24 protein-coding genes and 1 pseudogene are annotated in these 21,895 nt (G+C 67.6%); 11 read left to right on the top strand and 14 right to left on the bottom strand.

Annotation, left to right across the window (positions count from 1 at the left end; all coding sequences use genetic code 11):
* Position 1 precedes the first annotated feature (1 nt).
* The 5 genes from AB0P25_RS09825 to AB0P25_RS09805 are packed head-to-tail and all read right to left on the bottom strand — an operon-like array spanning position 2 to position 5,950.
* Positions 2 to 1,483, bottom strand: a complete 1,482-nt coding sequence (locus tag AB0P25_RS09825) for a DUF6379 domain-containing protein (RefSeq protein WP_363806980.1) — start codon at positions 1,481 to 1,483, stop codon at positions 2 to 4.
* Positions 1,484 to 1,485: 2 nt separating this feature from the next.
* Positions 1,486 to 2,415: a TIM barrel protein gene (locus AB0P25_RS09820; RefSeq protein ID WP_363806979.1), complete on the bottom strand. Its 930-nt coding sequence runs from the start codon at positions 2,413 to 2,415 to the stop codon at positions 1,486 to 1,488.
* Positions 2,412 to 2,813 carry a DUF6379 domain-containing protein gene (locus AB0P25_RS09815; RefSeq protein ID WP_064110814.1) on the bottom strand — a complete coding sequence of 134 codons (402 nt, stop codon included), beginning with the start codon at positions 2,811 to 2,813 and terminating at the stop codon, positions 2,412 to 2,414. Before AB0P25_RS09815 ends, AB0P25_RS09820 begins: the two co-directional genes overlap by 4 nt.
* Positions 2,814 to 2,841: 28 nt before the next feature.
* A complete protein-coding gene (locus AB0P25_RS09810; RefSeq protein WP_363806976.1) occupies positions 2,842 to 4,446 on the bottom strand; it encodes a GMC oxidoreductase in 1,605 nt (534 codons plus the stop codon).
* A gap of 25 nt (positions 4,447 to 4,471) precedes the next feature.
* Positions 4,472 to 5,950: a DHA2 family efflux MFS transporter permease subunit gene (locus AB0P25_RS09805; protein WP_363806975.1), complete on the bottom strand. Its 1,479-nt coding sequence runs from the start codon at positions 5,948 to 5,950 to the stop codon at positions 4,472 to 4,474.
* Positions 5,951 to 6,154: 204 nt separating this feature from the next.
* Between AB0P25_RS09805 and AB0P25_RS09800 the strand changes: the two genes are divergently transcribed.
* Positions 6,155 to 6,739 (top strand): YdeI/OmpD-associated family protein, encoded by a 585-nt coding sequence (locus tag AB0P25_RS09800; RefSeq protein ID WP_363806974.1) that lies wholly within the window; start codon positions 6,155 to 6,157, stop codon positions 6,737 to 6,739.
* 12 nt (positions 6,740 to 6,751) lie between these two features.
* Here the strand turns inward: AB0P25_RS09800 and AB0P25_RS09795 are convergent, their stop codons facing one another.
* From AB0P25_RS09795 to AB0P25_RS09785, 3 genes are read right to left on the bottom strand one after another with little or no spacing between them, the layout of a single operon-like run.
* A complete protein-coding gene (locus AB0P25_RS09795; RefSeq protein WP_363806973.1) occupies positions 6,752 to 7,447 on the bottom strand; it encodes an NAD(P)/FAD-dependent oxidoreductase in 696 nt (231 codons plus the stop codon).
* A 9-nt stretch (positions 7,448 to 7,456) separates the two neighbouring features.
* Positions 7,457 to 8,917 (bottom strand): hypothetical protein, encoded by a 1,461-nt coding sequence (locus AB0P25_RS09790; RefSeq protein ID WP_363806972.1) that lies wholly within the window; start codon positions 8,915 to 8,917, stop codon positions 7,457 to 7,459.
* A 1-nt stretch (position 8,918) separates the two neighbouring features.
* On the bottom strand, positions 8,919 to 10,082 hold the full coding sequence (locus tag AB0P25_RS09785; RefSeq protein ID WP_363806971.1) for an FAD-dependent monooxygenase: 1,164 nt from the start codon (positions 10,080 to 10,082) through the stop codon (positions 8,919 to 8,921).
* A gap of 602 nt (positions 10,083 to 10,684) precedes the next feature.
* Between AB0P25_RS09785 and AB0P25_RS09780 the strand changes: the two genes are divergently transcribed.
* Positions 10,685 to 11,305, top strand: coding sequence for a TetR/AcrR family transcriptional regulator (locus AB0P25_RS09780; RefSeq protein ID WP_363806970.1), 621 nt, complete (start codon positions 10,685 to 10,687; stop codon positions 11,303 to 11,305).
* Here the strand turns inward: AB0P25_RS09780 and AB0P25_RS09775 are convergent.
* Complete coding sequence (locus tag AB0P25_RS09775; RefSeq protein WP_363806969.1) at positions 11,274 to 12,503, bottom strand: MFS transporter; 1,230 nt, start codon at positions 12,501 to 12,503, stop codon at positions 11,274 to 11,276. The two genes, AB0P25_RS09780 and AB0P25_RS09775, sit on opposite strands and share 32 nt — an antisense overlap.
* Positions 12,503 to 12,880 carry a nuclear transport factor 2 family protein gene (locus AB0P25_RS09770; protein ID WP_363806968.1) on the bottom strand — a complete coding sequence of 126 codons (378 nt, stop codon included), beginning with the start codon at positions 12,878 to 12,880 and terminating at the stop codon, positions 12,503 to 12,505. The genes AB0P25_RS09775 and AB0P25_RS09770 overlap by 1 nt, the downstream gene beginning before the upstream one ends.
* A 244-nt stretch (positions 12,881 to 13,124) precedes the next feature.
* On the opposite strand from AB0P25_RS09770, the gene AB0P25_RS09765 reads away from it, so the two are divergent.
* The 5 genes from AB0P25_RS09765 (at position 13,125) to AB0P25_RS09745 (ending at position 16,563) form a co-directional block, all read left to right on the top strand.
* The gene (locus AB0P25_RS09765; protein ID WP_363806967.1) at positions 13,125 to 13,997 is read left to right on the top strand and encodes an NADP-dependent oxidoreductase; all 873 of its coding nucleotides are present in this window, start codon (positions 13,125 to 13,127) and stop codon (positions 13,995 to 13,997) included.
* Positions 13,998 to 14,026: 29 nt separating this feature from the next.
* Positions 14,027 to 14,464: a GNAT family N-acetyltransferase gene (locus AB0P25_RS09760; protein WP_363806965.1), complete on the top strand. Its 438-nt coding sequence runs from the start codon at positions 14,027 to 14,029 to the stop codon at positions 14,462 to 14,464.
* Between the two features lie 4 nt (positions 14,465 to 14,468).
* Entirely contained in the window at positions 14,469 to 14,810 is a 342-nt protein-coding gene (locus AB0P25_RS09755; protein WP_363806964.1) for a GNAT family N-acetyltransferase, read from the top strand.
* A 5-nt stretch (positions 14,811 to 14,815) separates the two neighbouring features.
* Positions 14,816 to 15,148 (top strand): hypothetical protein, encoded by a 333-nt coding sequence (locus AB0P25_RS09750; RefSeq protein WP_363806963.1) that lies wholly within the window; start codon positions 14,816 to 14,818, stop codon positions 15,146 to 15,148.
* Between the two features lie 824 nt (positions 15,149 to 15,972).
* The gene (locus tag AB0P25_RS09745) at positions 15,973 to 16,563 is read left to right on the top strand and encodes a YdcF family protein (protein WP_363806962.1); all 591 of its coding nucleotides are present in this window, start codon (positions 15,973 to 15,975) and stop codon (positions 16,561 to 16,563) included.
* On the opposite strand, the pseudogene AB0P25_RS09740 reads toward AB0P25_RS09745, so the two are convergent.
* Both AB0P25_RS09740 and AB0P25_RS09735 read right to left on the bottom strand, forming a co-directional pair.
* Positions 16,523 to 17,055: pseudogene (locus tag AB0P25_RS09740) on the bottom strand (transposase); the annotation flags it as partial. The gene AB0P25_RS09745 and the pseudogene AB0P25_RS09740 sit on opposite strands and share 41 nt — an antisense overlap.
* 82 nt (positions 17,056 to 17,137) lie before the next feature.
* Positions 17,138 to 17,770, bottom strand: coding sequence for a hypothetical protein (locus AB0P25_RS09735; RefSeq protein ID WP_363806961.1), 633 nt, complete (start codon positions 17,768 to 17,770; stop codon positions 17,138 to 17,140).
* Positions 17,771 to 18,073: 303 nt separating this feature from the next.
* On the opposite strand from AB0P25_RS09735, the gene AB0P25_RS09730 reads away from it, so the two are divergent.
* A complete protein-coding gene (locus tag AB0P25_RS09730) occupies positions 18,074 to 19,093 on the top strand; it encodes a hypothetical protein (protein ID WP_363806959.1) in 1,020 nt (339 codons plus the stop codon).
* A gap of 251 nt (positions 19,094 to 19,344) precedes the next feature.
* On the opposite strand, the gene AB0P25_RS09725 is transcribed toward AB0P25_RS09730, so the two are convergent.
* A complete protein-coding gene (locus tag AB0P25_RS09725; protein ID WP_363806958.1) occupies positions 19,345 to 19,689 on the bottom strand; it encodes a hypothetical protein in 345 nt (114 codons plus the stop codon).
* An 81-nt stretch (positions 19,690 to 19,770) separates the two neighbouring features.
* On the opposite strand from AB0P25_RS09725, the gene AB0P25_RS09720 reads away from it, so the two are divergent.
* The 3 genes from AB0P25_RS09720 to AB0P25_RS09710 all read left to right on the top strand — a co-directional run bounded on the left by AB0P25_RS09720 (position 19,771) and on the right by AB0P25_RS09710 (position 20,850).
* Positions 19,771 to 20,040 carry a hypothetical protein gene (locus AB0P25_RS09720; RefSeq protein ID WP_363806957.1) on the top strand — a complete coding sequence of 90 codons (270 nt, stop codon included), beginning with the start codon at positions 19,771 to 19,773 and terminating at the stop codon, positions 20,038 to 20,040.
* A gap of 4 nt (positions 20,041 to 20,044) precedes the next feature.
* The gene (locus AB0P25_RS09715) at positions 20,045 to 20,368 is read left to right on the top strand and encodes a hypothetical protein (RefSeq protein ID WP_363806956.1); all 324 of its coding nucleotides are present in this window, start codon (positions 20,045 to 20,047) and stop codon (positions 20,366 to 20,368) included.
* 200 nt (positions 20,369 to 20,568) lie between these two features.
* Positions 20,569 to 20,850, top strand: coding sequence for a hypothetical protein (locus tag AB0P25_RS09710; RefSeq protein ID WP_363806955.1), 282 nt, complete (start codon positions 20,569 to 20,571; stop codon positions 20,848 to 20,850).
* Positions 20,851 to 20,894: 44 nt separating this feature from the next.
* Here AB0P25_RS09710 and AB0P25_RS09705 read toward each other — a convergent pair whose 3' ends face one another.
* Complete coding sequence (locus AB0P25_RS09705; protein ID WP_363806953.1) at positions 20,895 to 21,665, bottom strand: DUF5677 domain-containing protein; 771 nt, start codon at positions 21,663 to 21,665, stop codon at positions 20,895 to 20,897.
* Positions 21,666 to 21,895: the final 230 nt, after the last annotated feature.

The following is a 21,895-nucleotide window of genomic DNA, read 5'->3' as shown; positions in this document are numbered from 1 at the left end:
GCTATCGTGCGGCGGCATGGAGGGCCCGCATGCTCGCCCGGATGAGGTCGTGCTGCTTACGCACCAGCAGCAGCGGGTCCACCTCGCCGAGCTCCGCGAAGGCGTGGCCCTCCCACTCGCTAGACCAGTAGCCGCGGTAGCCGCCCTCGACGAAGATGCGGACGAGCTCCGGGTAGTCGATCGCCGGCTCCTGGCCGTGCTCGTCGATGTCGTAGAACTTGGCGTGCACGTGCAGGATCTGCGGCATGATGTCCGCCCACTCGTGCGGGTCGACGTGTCCATGCATGTTGAACGCGAGGTGCGCGAAGGCGCCGAGCCGGCCGGGGTCGAAGTCGCGGCCGCGCAGGTACTGGATGAACTCCTCCTGACGCGCGCGCATGGGCGCATCCGTCGCCCAGATGTCCTGCAGGCGCTGCACACCCTCGTCGTCGAGCCCGGCGCGGCGCACCGCGCGCAGCAGCGTGGGGGACATGCTGTGCATCGTCGAGGAGAAGTCGGCCACGAAGCCGAGCAGCGGGGAGTCGAGCTCGGCGTAGACGTCGCGCAGCTTCATGATCTCGGGCGAGTTCGGGCCCATCGGCGCGTGGATCTCGTAGGCCAGCTTCAGGTTCAGCTCCTCGGCCACGGGCAGCAGCCGCCGCAGCAGCTCGGGCTTCGCCGATTGGATGCGCACCAGCGGGAAGCCGAGCGTCTTCGCATCCCGGAACAGCAGCTCGCTGACCTCGAACTCCTCGTCGGGGGTCATGTCGCGGTCGCGGCGCTTGCCCATGTCGAGGTTCGCACCGAACGAGCTCGCATCGAAGCCGTGCCGGTCGAAGGCGGCGCGCCATTTCGACACGAAGTCGTCGGAGAGCGCCGGGTAGGCCGAGAGCATCTGGGACGCGACGATCTCGATCCCCGGTCCGATGCCGAGCTCGGCGACCCGGTCGAGCAGGCCGTCGAAGTCGTACCACCCAGCCCGGAACTCCGCGCTCGCCGAGTAGAGGGTGAGGCCGAGCCGGAACGGGTCCTCGTCGGTCGCCGCGGGCGCGGGCGGCACCTCCGCCACGAGAGCCGGCGGCGTCGCGTCGCGGTCGCCGGCGATCAGCGTTAGCCGCTGGTGCACGACGTTCGGCACGTACACGCCGGGGCCGCCGTCGGCTCCCGGTGCGATCTGCATGTACGGCAGCCGGAGCTCGCCGTGCAGCTCGACCTCGTGCGTCTCGCCCAGCGCGACCGGCGGGTCGCGTCGCACGATCAGCAGCGGATGCGACTGCAGGTACCAGAGCACGTCGCTCTGCTGCGGAAGGTCAGGGATCGCGTAGCGCACGCCGTCCAGCTCGAACGTCAGGTCCTCCTCCGGCACCTCCGCACCGTCGAGGGTCAGCCGCAGCGTCGTGACCGACGACAGCCACAGGCTGCGGTACCAGGGGATGGTGAGCGAGAGCGCGAGGCCGTCCGGGTGGACGCGCAGGCTGGCGTCGTCGATCAGTCCGTTGGGCATGGTCAGCTCCTTCCGGCGCGTTCGGCCGCGATGGTGCGGATGAGGGCGTGCTGTCGGCGCAGCTGGTCGGGCGCGCGATAGGGCTCGTGGTGCCCCTCGTACTCGCTCGACAGCCACCCGGTGTAGCCGGAGTCGACGACGACGTCGATGATCTCCCGCCAGGGGATGTAGTGGTCGACGAGCTCGTCATCCACCTCGTAGAACTTGGCCTGGAAGTAGACCGTGTGCTCCATCACGTCCGCGAGGTCCGACACAGGCACGAAGGGCACCACCGGCGGCCGGCCGGTCCCGTCGCCCATCCGGAACGACGCGCTGCCGCCGCGCCGCGGGTACGACGACAGCTCGAAGACGCCGGTGTCGATGAGCAGCCCGAAGTGGTCCGAGCCGGTGCGCTCCTTGAACGCCACGTACTCCTCCACGACCGGGGACTTGATGACGGTCGGCCAGTGGATCTCGGGGCAGATCACGATGTCGAGGTCGGCGGCGAGCTGCAGGTTGCGCTCGACGGCCTCCTGCCAGATCGGGTCGACCCGCAGGTCCTCCGAGATGACGCCGATCTTGGGCCGGACGAACGAGAAGCCCAGCCGGGAGGCGAGGCGCAGGTCGAGCTCCAGCTGCGCGGCGCCCTCGGCAGCCGTCATGTTGCGACCCGGGAACCGCCGGGTGTCGATCCACGAGCCGTACAGCGTGGGCGTGAGACCCAGCCGCTCGGTCCGGGCGTGCCACGCGTCGATCCACGCGGTCGAGGGGTTCGGGTAGTCGTGGACGTGGCCCTCGCCGAGGATCTCGATGCCGGAGGCGCCGAGGTCGGCGACGTCCTCGATGCACTCGTCGACCGTCATGGTGACGCCGATGTCGTCGGTGTACGAGTACAGCGAGACGCCGAGGCTGAAGGGCAGGTCGTCGGTGGTCTTTGCACGTTCCGTGGTCACAGTACGATCACCGCCTTCCGCGATGCGGTCCAGATGGACGGCTGCAGCTCCTCCGGGATGTACGACATCCGCAGCCGCAGCTCGAGCGTGACGTCGTGGATGCCGCGGGAGAGCCCGCCCTCGCGGGGCACCGTGAGGGTGGCCGCGTGCCCCAGGGGCCAGCGCGCGTCGGTCGACTCCTGCAGCTCGCCGAACGAGAACTCGCCGGCCGGCAGCGTCCAGCGGATGGTCTCGCCGTCGAAGCGCTCGCCGTCGACGGTCACCGTGGGCTTCTCGATGAGGTCCGCCCACAGGCCGCGGTAGTAGGGGCTGCGCACCCGGAGCTGGAAGCCCGTGCGGGCGCCCTCCGGTCCGACGTTGCGGAAGCCCGCCGTCTGTATCAACTGTTCTTCGAGCATTCGATCCTCCTCAGGTCGCGGGGTGTGCTCAGTGCGCGATCTCGGCCGTCTCGGCGGCCGCGCTCAGCCGGCGGGCGGCTTCACGGGCTCCACGGACGGCGATCGCGACGCTCATCAGCGTGGGGTTCATGGCGGTGGCGGTCGGGATCAGCGCGTTGCCGCCGACGACGAGGTTCTCGTAGCCCCACACCCGCGAGTACGAGTCGGCGACCGAGGTGCCGTCGTCCGCCTCGCCGAGGCGCATGGTGCCCTGGAAGTGGAGGCTGGAGCCGTTCGGCAGCAGCCGCGGCTCGGCGACGAACGTCCCCAGCGCGTTGCCGGCGCGGCGCAGCCGCTCGGTCGCCTCGGCGATCTCCGCCTGCTCGGCATCGGTGAGCGCGTACGTGATCGTCATGTTCGGGAAGCCGCGGTAGTCCGGCTCGCCGTCGTCGAAGGTCACCGCGTCCTCGAAACGCGGGTGCTTGCGCATCCCGTAGCCCATGTTCACGTAGCCCCACCGGTTCCCCGCGGCCGGATGCTCCGGGTCGAGGGGGAACGGCGGCTTTTCGACGTACATCACCTGCAAGGCGAACGGGTGAGCGGGCTCCGAGAACGGGATGCGGTTCACCGCCGCCACCGGGTCGGCCGGATTGACGGCGCGGCGTGCGTGCTCCTGGGCGAGGTCGTTCTCGGTCGCGAAGCGGCCCATCCGCTCGCCGTCGAGGGCGACGGTGGAGATCACGACCGGATGCTCGGTCAGGTAGTGTCCGAGCGCCCGCGGGCGGATGCCCGACGCCCAGAGCAGCTGCGGCGAGCGGAAGGCGTCGGCGGCGACGACCACGAGGTCCGCATCCAGCTCGTAGACCTCGTGCGTGCGCAGGTCCTCGACGGTGACGCCGGTCGCGCGGCCGTCGGCGTGCTCGACGCGGCGCACCAGCGAGAGGTCGCGCAGCTCGAACCGCTCGGCGAGGGGGCTCGCCGGGTCGAGGAGCGGACCGAGCACGGTGTCGGCGCCCGCCCACCGCATCGTGCCGTCGGGCTGGGGGTCGCCCGCGACAGGCAGCGTGCTCGGCCCGTAGCCCTCGGGCAGCTCGCCCGCGAACTCCTCCGCCAGCAGCGACCGGATCGCCTCGCCGATCGCCGAGTCGGCGAACGCCGCGGTCTGCACGTGCAGCAGCCGGCCGGCCTCGGCCAGGAGGTCGTCCCACTCCTCGTCGGGGATGAACGGGATGCGCTCGCTGAACGCCGGGCTGGGCGTCGCGCCCGTCCAGTGCGCGCCCATGCCGCCGACGTTGGTGGAGGCGGCGGCCGCCGGGAAGCTCTCAGCATGGGCCGACCCCGGGCCGCCGAAGTCGAGGAGGTGGGTCCCGCCGCGGGCGGTGAACATCCCCTCCACGACGACGGAGGACGGGATGCCCAGCGACTCGCGGAACGCGCCCGCCTGCGGGCCCTGCGACCGCTCGCGCGCCCGCTCCTTCTCGTCCGGGTCGGGGATGTTGCGCACGTTCTCCCCGGCGATCGCGGTGAGCTGCGGTCCCGCCTCGAACATGACGACGCGGGCGCCGGGCAGCGCCTCGAGCAGCAGCCGGGCGTAGGCGGATCCGATCGGGCCGCTCCCGACGACGGCGACGGTCGTGTCCGGTGTGGTGCTCATGCTGGTCTCCTGTGCGGTGCGGTGTTCAGGTGGTGAGGGATGCCGGTTCGGCGTCCTGCGCGGGGACGCGGTCGTCGGACAGCCGGCTGTTCGGGAGCAGGATGGACGCCACCACCCCGACGAGGTAGGTCACGGCGAGCGCGACGAAGAGCGGCACGAAGACGCCGTGGTACGCCTGCGCGATCTGCTCCTGTGCTGCGGCATCCTGGGCGTGCACCACCGCCGGGGTGAGGGTGGCGGCGTCCAGTCCGGGCGGAAGCAGCGCGATGACGCCCGTGCCGATGATCCCCCCGATGAGGGCGGTGCCGACCGTCGCTCCGACCTGCCGGACCAGGTTCGTGGTCGCCGTGATCGCGCCCGTCTCGCCGCGCGGGACGGCGCTCTGGACGACCGCGACGATCAGGCTCATGAACGCTCCCGTGCCGAGGCCGACGACGGCCATCGCGACGGTGGGCGCCCACAGCGGTGAGCCGGCGGGGAGCAGGGCCATCGCTCCGAGGCCCGCAGCACCGAGGGCCGTGCCGATGAGCGGATAGACGCGGTAGTGGCCGGTGCGGCTGACGAGCCAGCCGGTCACGAGGTTGCTGACGAGCATCCCGAACACCGTCGCGATTGGGACCAGTCCCGAGACGGTCGCCGTCGTCCGGTACGCCATCTGGAAGTAGGTGGGCAGGAACGCCGTGATCGAGAACAGCCCGACGCCGACGATGGCCGAGATCACCGTGCCCGTCGCCACCGTCCGGTTGCGGAAGTGGTGGAGCGGAACCAGCGGCTCGGCGACCCGGGCCTCGATGATGAAGAAGGCGGCCAGCGCGACGGCGGCGATCGCGAACTCGATGACGGCCACGGCGGCTTGGGAGCCGTCGCCGACCGCGGTCACAGCGAGCACGAGTGCGACCAGTCCGATCGTGAGCGTGATCGTCCCGGCGACGTCGAACCGCCCGGCCCGGCCGGGTTCGATGTGCGGCACGGCGACCAGCGCGAGCACGAGGGCGACCAGCCCGACGGGCGCGTTGATCCAGAACACCCACGGCCAGCCCCAGTAGTCGGTGATGACGCCGCCCAGCACCGGTCCGACGAGGATGGCCACCGGGAAGGCGGCCCCGATGATCGCGAGGTACTTGGGCCGCTGCCGCGGCGTGGTGGTCTCGGCGATGATCGTCTGCGACATCAGCTGCAGGCCGGCCGAGCTCATCCCCTGCACCACGCGGGCGACGATCAGCCAGACGATACCGTCCGCGAAGCCGCAGGCGACCGACGAGACGATGAAGACGACGACGGACGCGAGGAACACGGCCCGCGGTCCGATCCGGTCGCCGAGCTTGCCGAGCACCGGCAGCAGGACCGTGCTCGCCAGCGTGTAGCCGACGACGATCCAGCTCATGTGCTCGAGCGCTCCGAGCTGCCCGGCGACGGTGGCGATCGCCGTGCTCACGACGGTGTTGTCGAGAGCGCCGAGGAACGACACTGCGAGGAGGGAGATGACGAGGAGACGGAACCTCACTGGCGAGAGCGGCATACGCGAGACCCGAACGATCGGGGGATCGACGCGACGGTTTGTGCCCTCGCCGCGACATCGCGGTGAGGAACGGGCCGAAGCCCCGACGTCATCGCCATTCTAAGACACACTTTGGTTGCTTTTCAACCTAAGCGGCAATACCGTGGCCTCTTCTGCATCTCGCCATGGGACTATGGAGCGGGTGTCGGCATGGGTGAATTGGAACGGATCAACGTCGGCGGGCGCGACCAGCTGCGCGGCTGGCTGACGGAGAACGGCGAGTCTTCGCCCGGTGTCTGGCTCGTGTACGAGAAGGGCGCCGGACGGACGCTGAGCTACGACGAGATCGTCGAGGAGGCGCTCTGCGCGGGATGGGTGGACAGCCTCCCCCGGTCCCTCGACGACACTCACGCCATGCTGCGCCTGAACCCGCGCAAGCCCTCCAGCGCCTGGTCGCGCCGCAACAAGGAGCGTGTCGCGTCGTTGCGCGAGCGCGGGCTGATGACCCCCGCGGGCGAGGCCGTGGTGGAGGCCGCCGTCCGCAGCGGACGATGGGCGGCGCTCGACGAGGTGGAGGAGCTGACCGAGCCCGACGACCTGCGGCGAGCGCTCGACGCGGCCCCGGCTGCGCGCAGCAACTGGGATGCGTTCCCGCGGTCGGCCCGCCGCGCCATCCTGGAGTGGCTGCTGAGTGCGAGGACCGATGCGACGCGGCAGCGGCGCCTTGAGACCATCGTGGCCGAAGCGGAGCAGAACCGCCGCGCGAACCAGTGGCGGCAGCCCAAGCAGGCATGACGCCCGGACCGGTCAGCGCCGGTGTGCCAGGATGCGCTCGGCAGCGCGTCGTCCGGACTGCAGGGCGGCCGTGACCGTGGCGGGGTCGTCCGTCCAGGTCGCCTCACCCGCGAGCTGCAGGACACCGCCCCCGACGGGTTCGGCGAGGTCGTCGTGGTCCTGGCGCCGTGCGCCGACCGGGAGGAAGGCGTACGAGCCGCGCGAGTACGGGTCGAGCTGCCAGCGCGTCACCACGCTGCCGGTCGGTTCCGGCACGGCCGGGCCGAAGACCTCGCGGAGCGCGTCCAGCACGTCGTCGGCGATCCGGTCGTCGGGCCACGACGCGGTCAGCTCGGCGCAGTCGGCCGCGGCGAAGGTCAGCAGGGTCGGCGCGCCGTCCGGGCCGGTGATGTCGTACCAGGAGTGCCACCACGCGGCCGCCGGACCCTGTCGACGGATCGCGTAGACGCCCTCCGGCCAGAACCGGTCCGCGAAGCGCAGCACCACCTTCTCGAAACGGTTCATCTCCAGCCGGTCGATCGCACCTGCCACGGGCTCGGGGAGCGGCGGGTCGAAGGAGATGCCACCGGCTTTCAGCACGCCCACCGGGACGGTCACGATGATGTGGGGCGCCGACAGCACGGACGTTCCGGCCGCCACCTCCGCGCCGGCCTCCGACCACGCGACACCCGCACCGACAACGACCACATCCGTCCGCTCCGAAGTCACACCGCTTTTCTACCGGATGTGCGCCTCGGTGATCTCCACGAGGATCACGGACTGCGGCTCGATCGGCACATCGAACTCCAGCGCGCCCGAGTCGGATACCTCGTGAGCGGCTACCGCTCGGGGCTCACCGCGCAGCGTGTGGAGCTGTACCGACACCGGCTGCCCTTTCCACGGCAGGTTCGTCAGCCGGACGTGCGCCGTCTCGACACCGGCGGATGCCAATCCCTCCCGCTGAGGTGGCAGGCGGAACGCCATCTCCACATGCTTCGTGCCGTACGGCACGCGGAAGCGGAGTTCGTCGCTCGCCCGCGGCGCCAGCGCCGGCTCCGGGGCGACGAAGTTCGCGATGAGGACGCGCACCGTGTCGCCGTCACGGCTCGCCGCGCAGGCGAACCCCGACTCGTCGCTCCCCTGCGCCGCCAGTCTCCGACCGGTCATCGCGCGGCCGATCAGCGAGAAGGCGACGGCCTGCTCGTCGGAGTCACCTCCTTCTATGAAGATGCCGGCCGGGTCGACGACGTCGTAGTGCGGATCGGCGCCGCTGTCCGCACGGAAGAAGATGGCGTAGTCGAGTGGAGCGTCCTGCAGGTAGATGGCCGCAGCAGCCTGGAACGCCGCCCGCTCTTCCGAAGGGGCCGTGCTCGTGGGGATCCCGAGATAGTTCCAGTAGGACAGCATCAGCGCGGTGTCGGCGAATCCGTGGCTGTCGAGCAGTCCCCGGAGCTCGCGTGCCACCACCGGGAAGTCCATCGGATCGCGGGTGGCATCCGCGAAGGCGAGGAACGAGAAGAAGTCCAACGGCAGGTCCCGCTCCCGGATGAACGACAGGAAGCCTTCGCGGAACGGATCGTCCTCATTGAGCGGGAACGCCAGGGACGGACCGCCGACGACTAACTCGTCGCCGACCCGCCGGACGGCCGAGGCGAAGGCCTCGTACATCTCGAAGAACTGCTCGGGGGTGCCCGAGAAGTGCAGGAGCCCGAAATCGGGCTGATCGCCGAATTCGAACATCCGGATCGGCCGCTCCGGCCCCCCGGCCCAGCCGCGTGCGTAGTGGCGGACGATCCCCTCGACGACGCGCCCGTACTTCTCGGGGTCGGCCGCGGGGGCGGTGCCGGAGGGGATCGCACTGGCGAAGGTGAACAGCACCTCCGCGCCGCTGGAGTGGACCGCGTCCACCCAGGCGTCCGTGGCGGCGAAGTTGAAGGCGGCGGGATCGGCCGGGTCCGCGTCCCAGTCGGGGAAGAGGCTCAGCGGATTGTTCTGCGTGTCGAGCCGCGAGACCCAGTCGTAGGAACGCACCAACGTCACGCCCGCGTCCTTCCAGTAGGCCGTGACATCGGGGAAACCAGGATGCTCCGCCACGGGTCCGGGGATGCCGGCCGCGCCACGCAGAGGCTTCCAATCGCCGGGCGCCCCAGCGTCGACCTCCACCACCCGGACGGTCTGATCGGCTCGTGTCGTCTGCATCTCAGTACCCCTGCGCCAGGAAGCGGTTCGAGAACTCGTTCGCGATCGGCTCGTCGGTGGCCAGATAGTCCAGGCGCCGTTGCAGGGCCTCCGGCGTGACCGAGTCGAATTCCGCGAGCATCGCCTGCGTCGACAGCTCGTGGATGACACGCACCCGCGGAAGCCGGCGCGCCATGAAGGCCAACTGGGCGTCGAGCAGGGATTGGTCCTTCGCCAGCTCCTGGGCGAGGACGACGCCGTCCTCGATGCTCATCGCCGCCCCGGAGCCGAGGTAGGGGGTCATCGCGTGCACCGCATCGCCCATGATCATCACGCGGCCGCGGAACCAGGGATAGGGAACCCACGTCAGCGAGTAGGGCGAATAGGCGACATTGTCCGAGTCCAGGATGTGCTCGATCGACTCGGACATGAACTCCGATCCGCCCAGCAGCGCCCGCGCGCGGTCGTACATGATCTGCCTGAACTTCTCGGGGTCATGCCGGGGCCGACCCGCCTCGGCGACGGTCAGCACCATGTACATCTGGCCGCCGGCGAGCGGGGCGAGGACGATCTTGCCGCCATGGCCCTGGATGAACATGGTGTCGGTGAGGCCCGGCGCGAGCGGCAGAGCGCAGCGCCAGGCCACCCCGCCGGCCGGCGTGGGATCGAACTCGCTTCCGAAGACGTCGTGCCGGATCTGCGAGTGGATGCCGTCGTACCCGACGACGAGGTCGTAGCGCCGGGTCTCGCCGTCGCTGAAGGCGACATCCACCCCGTCGGCGTCCTGCGTCAGCTCCACGACCGTCGTTCCAAGCCGCAGGTCGCAGCCGACCTCGAGCGCGCGGGCGGTCGCCGCCTCCAGATACTCCAGGCGCGGCATGATGATGTTGTGGTCGGGTCTCCCGTCGGTGTGCCCGTAGTCCAGGTCGCACACGTGACGGCCCGCAGTGTCGTAGTACGTGATCCCCGTCGTCACATTGCCGAAGGCGAGGCACTGCTCGAGGAGCCCGATCTCCTCGATCGCCTTCAGACCGTTGGGCCGGAGCCCGAAGCCGACGCCCTGCGCGGCGGTCTCGTTCTTGATCTCGATCACGTCGACCTCGGCGCCGGTCTGCGCCAAGGCGATCGCGGCGCTCAGACCGCCGATGCCGGCTCCGACCACCAGGATCTTCTGCGGGTTCCCCATCTGCATTCCTTTACCAGCCTGACGACGGGCGACAGCGCCCGGCCCACCTCGATGTGGGCATCGGCTGTCCTCCAGTCTTACGGGACGGCCGCACCCGAGGAATCCGATTTCGCCGATGATGCATATCAGCCTCGCCGATGGAACCACGCGAGGGGCCCGTACAGGTGGCTCCTGCCGGAAAAGAAAAAGCCCCCGGAACCGTTGAGGTTCCGGGGGTCTTGTAGCGAGGGCGGGACTCGAACCCGCGACACCACGATTAGGTTCCACGAGCGCGCCTCCGATGACCACGGGCTCACATGCTTGATTTCTGGGCGATCTCGCCTCCCAAGCCGGGGATTCAATCACACGGGACTGGCTTCAATGTGCGGGGTAAATGCGGGGCGCGAAGGAGTAAGGCCGTAGCGCGGATCCTCTCAACCAAGGTCGAGCGCCGCGAGAAGATCGCCGTATAACGTCTTCAGTGTCTCTGCAGCGCCGGTCGGGTCGGGTGATCTGGTGTGCACTGCTATGCGCCTAAGTTCTCCTGGCGCCGCTGTGGGACCTGTCTAAGGCATGCGGGCGGACGGGGCTTTGGGTCGCTGACGTACCATGAGGAGGTGTCCGTGACTGCCGAGACCACCACGACGCGCCTGACTGCGCGCGGCGCAGTCACGCGTGAGCGCATCGTCGCAGCGGCCGCTGATCTGATGTACGTCCGCGGCGTCGGTCAGACGACCCTGGATGATGTTCTCGAGGCGAGCGGTGTCAGCAAGTCGCAGCTCTACCGGCACTTCGCGAACAAGGACGAGGTCGTGCGAGCTGTCATCGAGCGCATGGGCCAGCACGTGATCCAGCGCGAGCAGAACAACCTCGGCCGCGTCTCGACGATGGCCGGCCTCCGGCGTTGGCGCGACGTCCTGGTGCAGAACAACGCCCTCCGGCACGGCGCCTATGGCTGTGCTCTGGGGTCGTTCGCCTCCGAGGTCGCCGACCACGACGACGTCGCACGCGAGATGCTGTCGGCCCTGTTCGCCGAGTGGCGCGATCTTCTCGAAGCTGCGGTCCGCCGTTTGCAGGAGAACGGCTCGCTCCGGTCGGATGCGCCGGTCGACGAGCTCGCGATCGGTTTGCTTGCTGCCCTGCAGGGCGGCTACCTACTGGCTCAGACTGCGCGCGACGTGGCTCCGATGGCGACCTCGATCGACATGGCTCTCACGCATATCGAGAGCTACTCGCCGAGCTGAGCGACTCCCCAGCCGGGTTCTTGGCGGCGACAACCGTGTATGCGGTCCCGAGCAGCGCGAAGACAGCGTAGCCGACGGCGATCTGCGGCACGGGGACGACTGTTGAGAGTTGCCCGGCGATCAGGCTCGGGATGGTCGCCCCGCTGTAGCTGAGCAGGTACACGACGGTGAAGATCGCCGCGCGTTCGGCAATGCTGCTGCCGAAGACGAGGCCGTGGGTGACGGCGCTGATCGCGATGCCCTGGCCGACACCGGCGACGATCGTCGCGACGAGGAACAACGGCAGGGCACCTGTCGCGTTCGCGGTGATCAGACCGGCCCAGCCGAGCATGAACCCGGTCATGCCGATCCGTTGCGCCGTCGCCGGTGCGAACCGGTGACCGAGCGGAGCGCCGAATGCGCTGGGTGCCATGTACCCGGCGAACACAAGTCCGAGGATCAGCGGGTTCTTCGTGTGCAACTCGTCCGCGACGAGAGCAGGCACGAACGCCTGGTAGAACGCCCCCGTCGCCCACGTCGGCAGGATCACCGCCGCCGCCACCGGCAGCAGCGGCCGAACATGATGGGGCACGCGGACGCTCGGCCGCAGCGAGCTCCAGGCGAAGGGGGTCTTGGTGACGGTCTCTGGGCTTAAGGCGGCGAGCACTGCGGAGACGATCAGCAGCGCGATCGCGACCAGGAACACCAGCTGGCGCGGTAACGGGGCGAACTGGACGAGCGCGCCTGAGCCGATCGCACCGACCGCCAGTCCCAGCATCACGGTCTGGCTCGAGGCGACGGAGGCCAGCCACGCCGGCCGCTTCGGGGCTGCGTCCACGATGTAGGCGGCCAGGCTGCTACTGGCCATCCCGGCACCGAGGCCCATGAGCAGCCGCCCGGTCACCAGCACGCCGATGACGTGGACGTTCAGCAGCACCACGCACCCAGCGATCAATAGCGCGAGAGCAGTGATCGCAGCAGCCCGCCGGCCGACGTAGTTCGAGAGCCGGCCGAGGACGAGCAGCGTGCCGATGGTGCCGAACGAGTACGCCACCACCGTCAGCGCGATCCCGGCGTTCGTGAAGTGGTCCTCGGCCCGATAGAGGTTGAACAGCGGGATCGTCGACCCGACGGCCGCGAACGCCGCGATGAGCGCCACGACCGCCGAGACGAAGGCGAACAGCAACCTCGACCAGCGGCCGCGGAGTGAGCTCGTCATCAGGCCCCCGGGGCGATGGCGCACGCGGAGACGCAGTACCAGGCCCCGTCGCGCATCTGGTAGGCGTCGGTGTAGAGCGCCTCCTGTACGGTGCCGTCGCTGACCAGCGTGTAGCTGGTGCGGCCGTGGATGAGCGCGAAGTCCCCGAAGAGTCGCACCCGCGCCTCCAGCAGCGTGAGCCCGGTGAACGGGCGCGGGCCTGCGATGTACTCGAGGTACTCCTCGCGATTCCGGGTGATGCCCGGAGTCTGCACGACGAAGTCGTCGGCGAGCAGCGTCTTGAACCGCTCGGCGTCGCTGCCCTGGTCGGCCGCGTTGTAGTCGAGGTTTAACTGCTCCAGGATCGCGACGTCGTCGGTGATCTGGTCGATGGTCATGGGTCTCCTCCGAAGGATCGGTCGCCGTCAGTAACGGGACTATTTCGTCCACATTAGATCGGCGCATCGGGGCAGATCAAGCTAAATTGGACTAAATCGTCCTCTTTGTGTTTACGATGTTCCCGGAGTCGGCCACAGGGTCGAACCTAGAGACAGGTGGCGGCCGTACGCGGTCGCCGTGGTGCGAGGAGGTGCCCCGATGAAGGCAGTAGTGGTGACCGATCAGGCGCAAGGAGCAGCCGGGATGAGACTCGCTGAGCGCCCGCAGCCGAAGCCCGCGATCAACGATGTGCTCGTGGAGGTGCACGCTGCCGCGTACGTCCCCACCGAGATCGACTGGCCCTCCACCTGGGCCGACCGCGCCGGCAAGCCGAAGACCCCGTCCATCCTCGGTCACGACCTCGCTGGCGTGGTCACCGCCCTCGGATACGGAACCACCGGCTTGAGCATCGGCCAGCGCGTCATCGGCATCTCCGACTGGCACCGCGACGGCACCCTCGCCGAGTACGTCGCCGTCGAGTCCCGCAACCTCGCACCGCTCCCGGGAGACGTCGACTTCACTGTCAGCGCCAGCCTGCCGATCTCCGGCCTCACCGCCTGGCAGGGACTGTTCACGCACGGCCGCCTGCAGTCCGGGCAGACCGTCCTCGCCCACGGGGCAGCGGGAGCTGTCGGCACGATGGTCACCCAGCTCGCCCGAGAGGTCGGCGCCTACGTCATCGGCACCGGCCGCGCCGCCGACCGTGAGAAGGCGCTCGACTACGGCGCGCACGAGTTCGTCGACCTCGAGCACGACGACCTCGAAGACATCGGTCACGTCGACCTCGTCTTCGATGTCATCGGCGGCGACATACAGGAGCGCTCCGCGACTCTGATCCGTCCCGGCGGGACTCTGGTCACCATCACCGGCCTCGGTGACATCCGGCCCGTGGAAGGACTCTCCGTCGACTTCGTCGTTGAGTCGGTGCCCGCTCAGCTGACCGAGATCATCCAGCGCGTCCGCGACGGCCGGCTGCGCACGAACATCGACGCCGTCGCCCCGCTCGACGACGCGATCGCAGCCCTCAACCCGACGCAGCGGCGCAACGGCAAGACCGTCATCAGCATCCGACCCTGACAGACCCACAGATCAGGAGAACCACCCCCATGGCAGCAGCAGACTTCGAATACCCCGACGAGGCCGGATACCCCGACGGCGTCGGCACCCTCACCCAGGACCAGGTCGTGCTGATCGACGAGGTCCAGGACGACCACTCCCCCACGATCAACTTCTTCGTGGTCCGGAATGAGGCCCTCGAGACCTACGAGGCGATCTCTGGCGACACCGTCATCGGCGGCCTCACCTACAGCGCGTCCGAGGGCAACCGGATCGTGCTCGTCGCGGCAGCCGTGTTCCCCGAGTACCGTGGCCAGGGCGTCGCCACCGAGCTGATCCGGCGCGTCCTCGACGACCTGCGCCACCGCGGGAACACGGTCACGATCCTCTGCCCGATCGTGTGGGCGTTCATCGACCGTAACCCCGAGTACAACGACCTCGTCGACCCGGCCCTGCCAGGCCGGCGGAAGACCCGTCCCGGAATCTGACCGGATGACCACCGAGATCACAGAGACCGCTCGCGCCGAGAACAACGCCGAGCGGCAACGCTTCGTCGCCCTCCTCGGCGCCGATGCGATCGGTGAGCTGACCTACCGCCATGTCGGCGGCCGTATCGTGCTCCTCTCCACCTGGGTCGACAGCGTGTATCGCAACCAGCGCGTCGCCTACGAGCTCATCGCCCGCGCACTCGACGAGATCAGTGACACCGGCAAGAAGATCACCATCATCTGCCCCGTCGTCGGCGAGTTCATCGCCCGGAATCCGGAATACGCGGAGCTGATCGATCCGGGGCATCCTGAAGACGGGGCCGGGGCGGCCCGGCCAGGCAGGTGAGCATCATGAACGCGAAGAAGCGGAAGGAACCGCAGCACTTCCCCGTCATGGACGGCGCGGAATCGGCGCCGCGCGAAGACCAGATCGCAGGCATTGTCCAGCGCGTCTGGGCCGACTCACGCGTCTATCACGAAGACGTCGAGACGCTCCTCCGAGAATGGCTGGCCGCGGACAGGTGCCTGGTCAGCGAAGCCGAGTTCGACCAGTTGCTCAAGAAGGCGCGCGGCGAGTTCGAGCGCATTGCCACAACCGACCAGTCCGGCAAGCGAGCATGCCCCGCACACTCGCTGGTCGCGTGCGTCTACTGGGACGTCGAACAACTCGAGCGATCGTCCTGAACTGAGCCCAGGCCGCCTCGCTCATCACAGACCCCACACCTTCCCGGCCGGGCTGTAACACGGCTACCTCCGTGTGAAGGCGGGCACTCAGCGGGGCCGTGGACTTCGGCTCGCTGCGCTTGCAGTTGATCGGTTGGCCCATGTGCTGGCATGGACCGCTTGAGTCCATGCATTGGAGTTTGGAAATCCGCGGAAGTCCGTGCATCTGGATGACGGCGACCGGTCGAGATCAACCGGTGTTCCTGCAAATTTGTCCAATTCGTGTCCAATGTGGGGATCACAACCGAGCCATCACGGGAATGACGTCGGGGGTTAGAAGTTTCCAATCAGAGACCTTCGACCACTATCAAAGTCACCCAAGCATCGCCCAAACGAAGATTTATTGTGTCGCGGGCTTGCGGTCCCCCTTCCGCTTCAAGCGCGAAGCGTCCGGCGATGCCAATCTCCACGGTCTCCACCTGGACCGCCGCACCGTCGATGGACAACTTTGCGTCCTGCGGCGGCCCCAGCCAAGGCGGCGTGCATTCCCCGTCGATTCGGAAGTGTCCGCGGAAGTTCTCGACAGAGTGAATTTGAATTCTCGCCCCGCCTGGATCCAGGCCGCTTGAGGCCAGAGCGTGATACCTCATGAGCAGCAAAGTACCGAGTTCTCTGTCGGCCCGCAGGACAGCCGGAAAGTCCCGACGGCAGGTAGCAGAAGCCACCACAGGGACAGTACGCTCGCAGAAGCTCGTTGCTGAGCAGTCGCGCTGTGGTCAAGCACCTAGGGTATGTCTGACAAACCCTGGAGCGGGTCGCCGGAGTCGTTTCTGTAGCATTCTCAGATGCTTGCTCGCGTTGTGTTGCTCGTATCGTGCGTCTTCGTTGCTGTGCTCGCCTGGTCTGAGCTCGTGCATAATCGGGCTTCACGTCGCAGGCTCGGTTTGTCGGCTGCTGCGGCGTCTGTCTCGGAGGCCGTTGTCGTCCTCGGCTACCGCAATCGCGCGGCGCGAGCGAACTTTGTGAACCGGTATCGCGTTCGTGCCGGGTTGCGGTCGTTCGATGGCAACGCGGGCGCGTCCGTGCTGGTGTTATGCGGTGGCCGCGTCGCCGGGGCGGTGCCGGAAGCGGAATTGATGGCTCGCTATGCGCGTGGGTGCGGGTTCACTGGAACCATCCGGCTTGACACGACCAGCACCACGACGTGGGAAAACATCCAGAACGCTGTCCCGCTTATCGAGGACGTGGACTCGATCAAAATCGTCTCCAATTCGCTGCACGCGGAGAAGGGCCGCGCGTATCTGTGGAAGCTGCGGCCGGATCTCGCTGCGCGTCTTCGACGGGGCGCGGAACACCGTTTCGGGGAGATCGTGCTGCTCAAGCCGGCCGCAGCGATCATCGGGCTCCGCGGGCTGGCGCGACTTCGACCCGAGTGATCGCATTGGTCCAGGCAATGACGGCGTTGAGAACGACGGCGGCACGGTATATCACGGCGTGCTTGTCGTATCTGGTGGCTGGGCCCCGCCGTTGCTTGATGTGGCAGTAGCGGCGTTTGATGACGTTGCGGTTCTTGTAGCCGGCTGTGTTGAGGGTAACGGGCCTACCGCCATGTGCGCCGCGTCGCTTGCGGTGGCCCTTCTGGTCGTCGGGCTCAGGTATGACGGCCTTGATTCCGCGGGCGCGGAGGTGACTAAGGATCGCCCGAGACGAGTACGCTTGTCCCCTCGTACCGCGTTCGGGCGGGTCCGCGGCCGGCCGGCGTCACGGCCGACGCAGAGCTGGGCCGTCATCGGCAGAAACATCGGCGAGTCACCGGCCTGACCCGGCGTGATCAAAGTGACCAGTGGTAGCCCGTTGCCGTCGACGAGCTGGTGAATCTTCGTGGACAACCCGCCCCGAGAGCGGCCGATGCCATGATCAGGCGGCTCGACGCGCGGATTCGTGTAGTTCGATACAGCCCCCCTGTGAGGCGGGTCGCGTTCGTCGCGTGCTGATGTGCACGAGCCGTCCCTACCACTGGCAGGTCTGCAGCACCTGAGGGCCGATTCGCACTTCAGACCGTACGCTCACGGCACCGCTCGGAGCCGGCCGTATCGCCAGATCAAGAGTGGCGATGCCCTCACCGTTCGGATAGGAATCCTCTGAAGCGAGAGTACTTCCGTCCGACTTGACAACGGTGGTGACCTTCGCGCCACTCGGCAATCCTGTGATGCTTCCCGTCACGGCGAGGCTGGAGGCGCCCGAAAGGTTTCTCTCGACCGCCGGCGTGCAGATGATGTTGGTCGCGCTTTCCGTCGGGGTCGGTGTGGACGTGCTGGATGCGCCCACGGTGGGGGACGACCCGAAAACGAGTGCACTCTGGTGCATGGCCAGCAGGTAGAGGAGGATGCCCGCTGCCGCCCCCAAGGCAAGCGCCCAGAGTGGCGACCGTTTTTTAGAGACTTCGTATGCGATCGCCGCGACGATCCCGGCTCCGAGCACCGCGATTGCGCCCACCCCGAAGCCCACGCCCCACGCCGACACTCCCAATGCGAACAGCAGTGTCAGGAGGGGCGGCCACATCCAGATCCACTTGCCCAGGCCCAGGCCCGCTCGTTCCGACGGCCGCTTTTCGCCATCGGAACGAGCGTTATCTGCCGTCATGCCCCAATTGTCTCCACCGGGCAGAGACGGCGAGAGCTGACACACCGAGGCATTCACTTGAAATCCCGCGCGGAGTAAGCTACGCAACGAAATGGAGCGGAGGGATCATGTCCGATGCCGGATTCCCCCCACCCGGTGTGCCTGCACCAAATCCCGACCTCGAGATCGCTCCGGCCCCGGTACTTGATGCTGACGGTGTCCGCGTATGTGCGGTCTGTGGGGAGCCGTTCTCATTGACCAACCCGACGGTGTGGAAGTGCAAGAACGGACACACTTGGTATCCGCAAAAGAGCGGCGGTTGACGTGTCGATTCTGACGTCGGATCCGAGTCTCGGCACGACATCGACGATCGGGAAGTACTTTGGTGTCGTCTCAACGGTTCCATCGCTCATCGGTACCACGTGGCTGTACTTGCTCTTCCTTCTGCATCCGTGGCAATCGCCCCTCGACTGGTCATCACTGGCGGCCAACAACCCCATTGCCCAGCCGATCCAGGGGTTGGTGCTAATCGCTGTGGCGATCAGCATTGCAGTGGTTACGCACCCGCTCCAATTCGTCATCGTCCAACTGATGGAGGGATATTGGGGAACCAGCACTGCTGGCTTAGCGCTCGCATACCGACGAGCGCTGGTCCAGGCGCGACGCTTCGACAGGGCACTCAGGCTCTTCTCGAAAGTGAATCCACAAACCCGCCCTCGTGAGGAACCATTGCCTCCTGGTTCGACCCGAGCCGAACGGGACGCCCGGGCGAGGCAGGCGCTGATGCAAGCTCTCACCTTTTCTGCAAGCTCGGCGGAGGTGGCCTCCTTTCCTTCCACCGAGGCGAGCGTCCTTCCGACCCGCCTCGGAAACGTGCTCCGCCGTTACGAGGCGCGCGCAGGTCAATCCATCGGCCTTCCCATCCTGAACTGGGCCACGTTCATCGGGATGGTCGCGGATGCCCGTCACACCGCTTACGTGCAGGACCAACGTCAAGGACTGGACCTGGCCGTGCGCATGACGGCTGTCAGCCTCCTATGCGCAGCCGTTTCCACGGTCGCGCTCTGGCCGCACGGCCTGTGGGTGCTCCTTGCGGTGCTGCCATACGCAGCCGCGTGGCTCTCCTACCGCGGCGCCCTGGCTGCGGCGCACGCGTACGGGAAGGCGTTCGAAGCGTGGCTGTATCTGAACAGGTTCACGCTCTATGAACAGCTTCACCTCGCGACCCCGAAGACGTCTAATGACGAACAAGAGCTCGGTGCACAACTCGAGGAGATGCTTGGAGGCGCCGGTCGCTCTGACGTCGAGTATGACCACCGCTCGGAAAAGCGGTCGGAAGACTGACGACAACTTCCGCCCCTGCCAGTCTTGGGAAATAGCACCTTGGTCAGATTGCTCTGCCGGACCCGGCGGCCATCAACCTCAACCATGTGAGCGGCGGACGCGCTCCGCCAGGCTTGCGGTCTCGTCTCTGGCGCTGAGCGCGTCGATGAGGGTGTGACCGGCCAGCCCGCCGGTCTCGAGAATGCGAGACATGGACCCAGAATCGCACTCGATCGCCTGCCTGGAAAGTCGTCTGCAGGACCGGAGTGTGGCTAGCCGCGGCGCGGAAGCCCGGTGCGGGGATCGAGTCCGGCCTGCCAGCGCTGCCGCTGCTCCGCCGGTGTCACCACCGTCCCGTCCGGGGCACGCTCCGGCGTTAGGAAGGAGGGTATTCCGAGGGCCGTCGCGCACGAGTCGGTCGCTTGGCGCAGTTCGTCGTAGAACCCGAGTGGCCACCGGTCGGATCGCTTGATGGTGAAGTGGTCGACCCGGTACATCATCAGCGTCTCGTGGGTGCGCCGATTCACGGCGGGGCCGTACTCGATCACGAAACGGATCCGCAGCGGACGCTCCTCCAACACCAACCACACCCGCTCCCCCGCCTGCAGCACCCTCACCGATCCAGTCTCCGACATTCGAACATATGTTCTATTGTGGGCTGCAGAACCCGCACCGCAACCCGATCCGAGGAACCGGTCATGAGCATCGCCCCCGCCGCCCACATCGTCCACCTGTGGACCGATTCCGGAACACCCGCCCGTCTGGTCTGGCACGACCGCCGCTACCGTGTCGTCGCCGCCGAACCCCTCCGCACCACGGTCGCCCACGACGCCCTCACCCACCCCGCCGAGCGCCTCGTCGGATGGTCGCTAGTCGCCGCCGCCGACCACGACCCGGCGCACATGCGGTTGATAGAGGTGCACTCCGCGGGCACCGGGTGGGTCTTGGTTCACGTCGACCCGGCCTGAACCGGTGGGACAGAACCGCCGCTACCCCGGCGCGGGCATGGACCGGGTTATCGAGCAGATCGTCACCCGACCCCGCCCGGTCTGGCTGAGCGAGGAGGAAGTCGATTTTGAGCACGACCCCGCGGTGGTCCCAGAGACGCCGGCGCCGGCGATCGCGTTCGTCCGGTTCCATGAAGCCGTCGTCCACCCCGACGTTGACGTAATCGCGTGGAACGAGCACGCGGTCAGGATCCGGTTCACCTCCCGTGACGGACAAACCCACGAAGGATGGGTGTGGAAAGACGCCGTCCGCAGCCGACCCCGCCGGAGCATCCCGCCACGTCGCTGACCCTCCACAGTCACTCAGTTGGGCTCCACCCCTGGGTTGGTGTGCCGTGAAGCCTGCGGCGATGGTGTAGTCGCCGGCCCCGCGCGCAGGCCCCTTCGGAGCCGACTGCCCCCGCCCTGCCGGGTGGCACTCCAGGCGGGACCCCCTGATCGGCACTGCGTGCCTTCGCGGCACACCAACCAGCAGGGAGGAAGACGATCATGAGCACCCTCATCACCAAGAGCGACGAACTCACCCACTTCACCGCCGTGTTCAGCAAAGTGGATCTCGCCGCCGACATCGCACCCCGGCTCAGCTGCATCGAAGTCGAAGCCCTCGCCGGCGTCCTCCGAGCGCTCCGAGAACCCGCCACCGCCGATGCCTGGATCCGTGAACACGTCACGGACGACGAGATCGGGGACGCCCGCTACCAAGGCGACGCCCTCGAGCACCTGGTCCCGATCGACCCGCAAGACGACCTGCAGTGCGACAGCTGCTCGTAGCCGGGACGAATCCCGTCCCTCCAGCGTTAGCTCGTCGGCACTTCTCAATCAGTTTCCGCCGGGAAGCGACGGCTCTCGGCTGGGAGATGCGTGTCGAGCCGCCAGAGCAGACCTTGAGCTGTCGCCAACTCGAGCCCGCGAGCGTCGCCTTCCATCCGGGCGAGAACCCACGCCGCGAGGCAGCACGAGGTCGCCAGCGTGTGGAAAACGTCGATGTCATGGACATCGGACGGGCCACTCGCCACGGCGACCACCTCGCCGTCCTCGACAAAGTAGTCAGTCACTGCTTGATCGGTGACATGCCCCGCTCTCGACAGTACGGCGTAGGCGCGCTGTAGGTAGCCCGTCTCATCGAGCGACTCGAGGACGTTGCCTTTTCCGCTGAACTTCGGCATACCTCGGCGGCGGGACCCGTTCAGATTATGTGGAATCTGCGTCTTCATGCGTTCGATGAGTTCGTCCCACTCCGGATCGTTGGCGTCCTGCGAGTTCTTGGCGTAGTCCACGCGGGCCTGGAGAAGCTGGACTTCCAACCGATCAACGCCATTTGGAGTCAGAAACGCCCACTGCGCTGTCACTGCATGTTCGAGCGCGCTACGGACGAGGGATCGTCCCTCTGCCGAGAATCCCTGCTTCTCGAGGAGGATATACGCGCGAGCTGCCCGGCGGACTCGTTCGATCAATCCGCCGAGGATCCGAAAGTCCCAGCCGTACTCCTCCAAGACACGGATCCCGTCAGCATGTTCTTTGTCTTGGAGGAACCGAAGCATCCAGGGCAGAAGGTCTTCGCGGCTAGGCGGCACGAGCACCACCATACTTCGACACCGCGAGCGAACTACCGACGGCCGAGTACCCGTATCGGCTAGCAGCATGCATTCATGCGCTCAGATCCTGCCGACGGAGCCGCGAGCGGCACGCTGCTTGCTGGGTTGTTCGTCTGCCTGGCCGTTGATCGTAGTTCGCTCCCGCAGGACTTCGTGCCGGGCTTTCGCGGCATATCCTCACTCGCTCGCGCTCCCTCCGGTATTCCACGGACCCGACACTG

Origin of the sequence: Leifsonia sp. NPDC077715 (assembly GCF_040686855.1) — a bacterium.
Lineage (GTDB): Bacteria > Actinomycetota > Actinomycetes > Actinomycetales > Microbacteriaceae > Leifsonia.
This window is presented reverse-complemented; position numbering and strand designations above follow the sequence as displayed.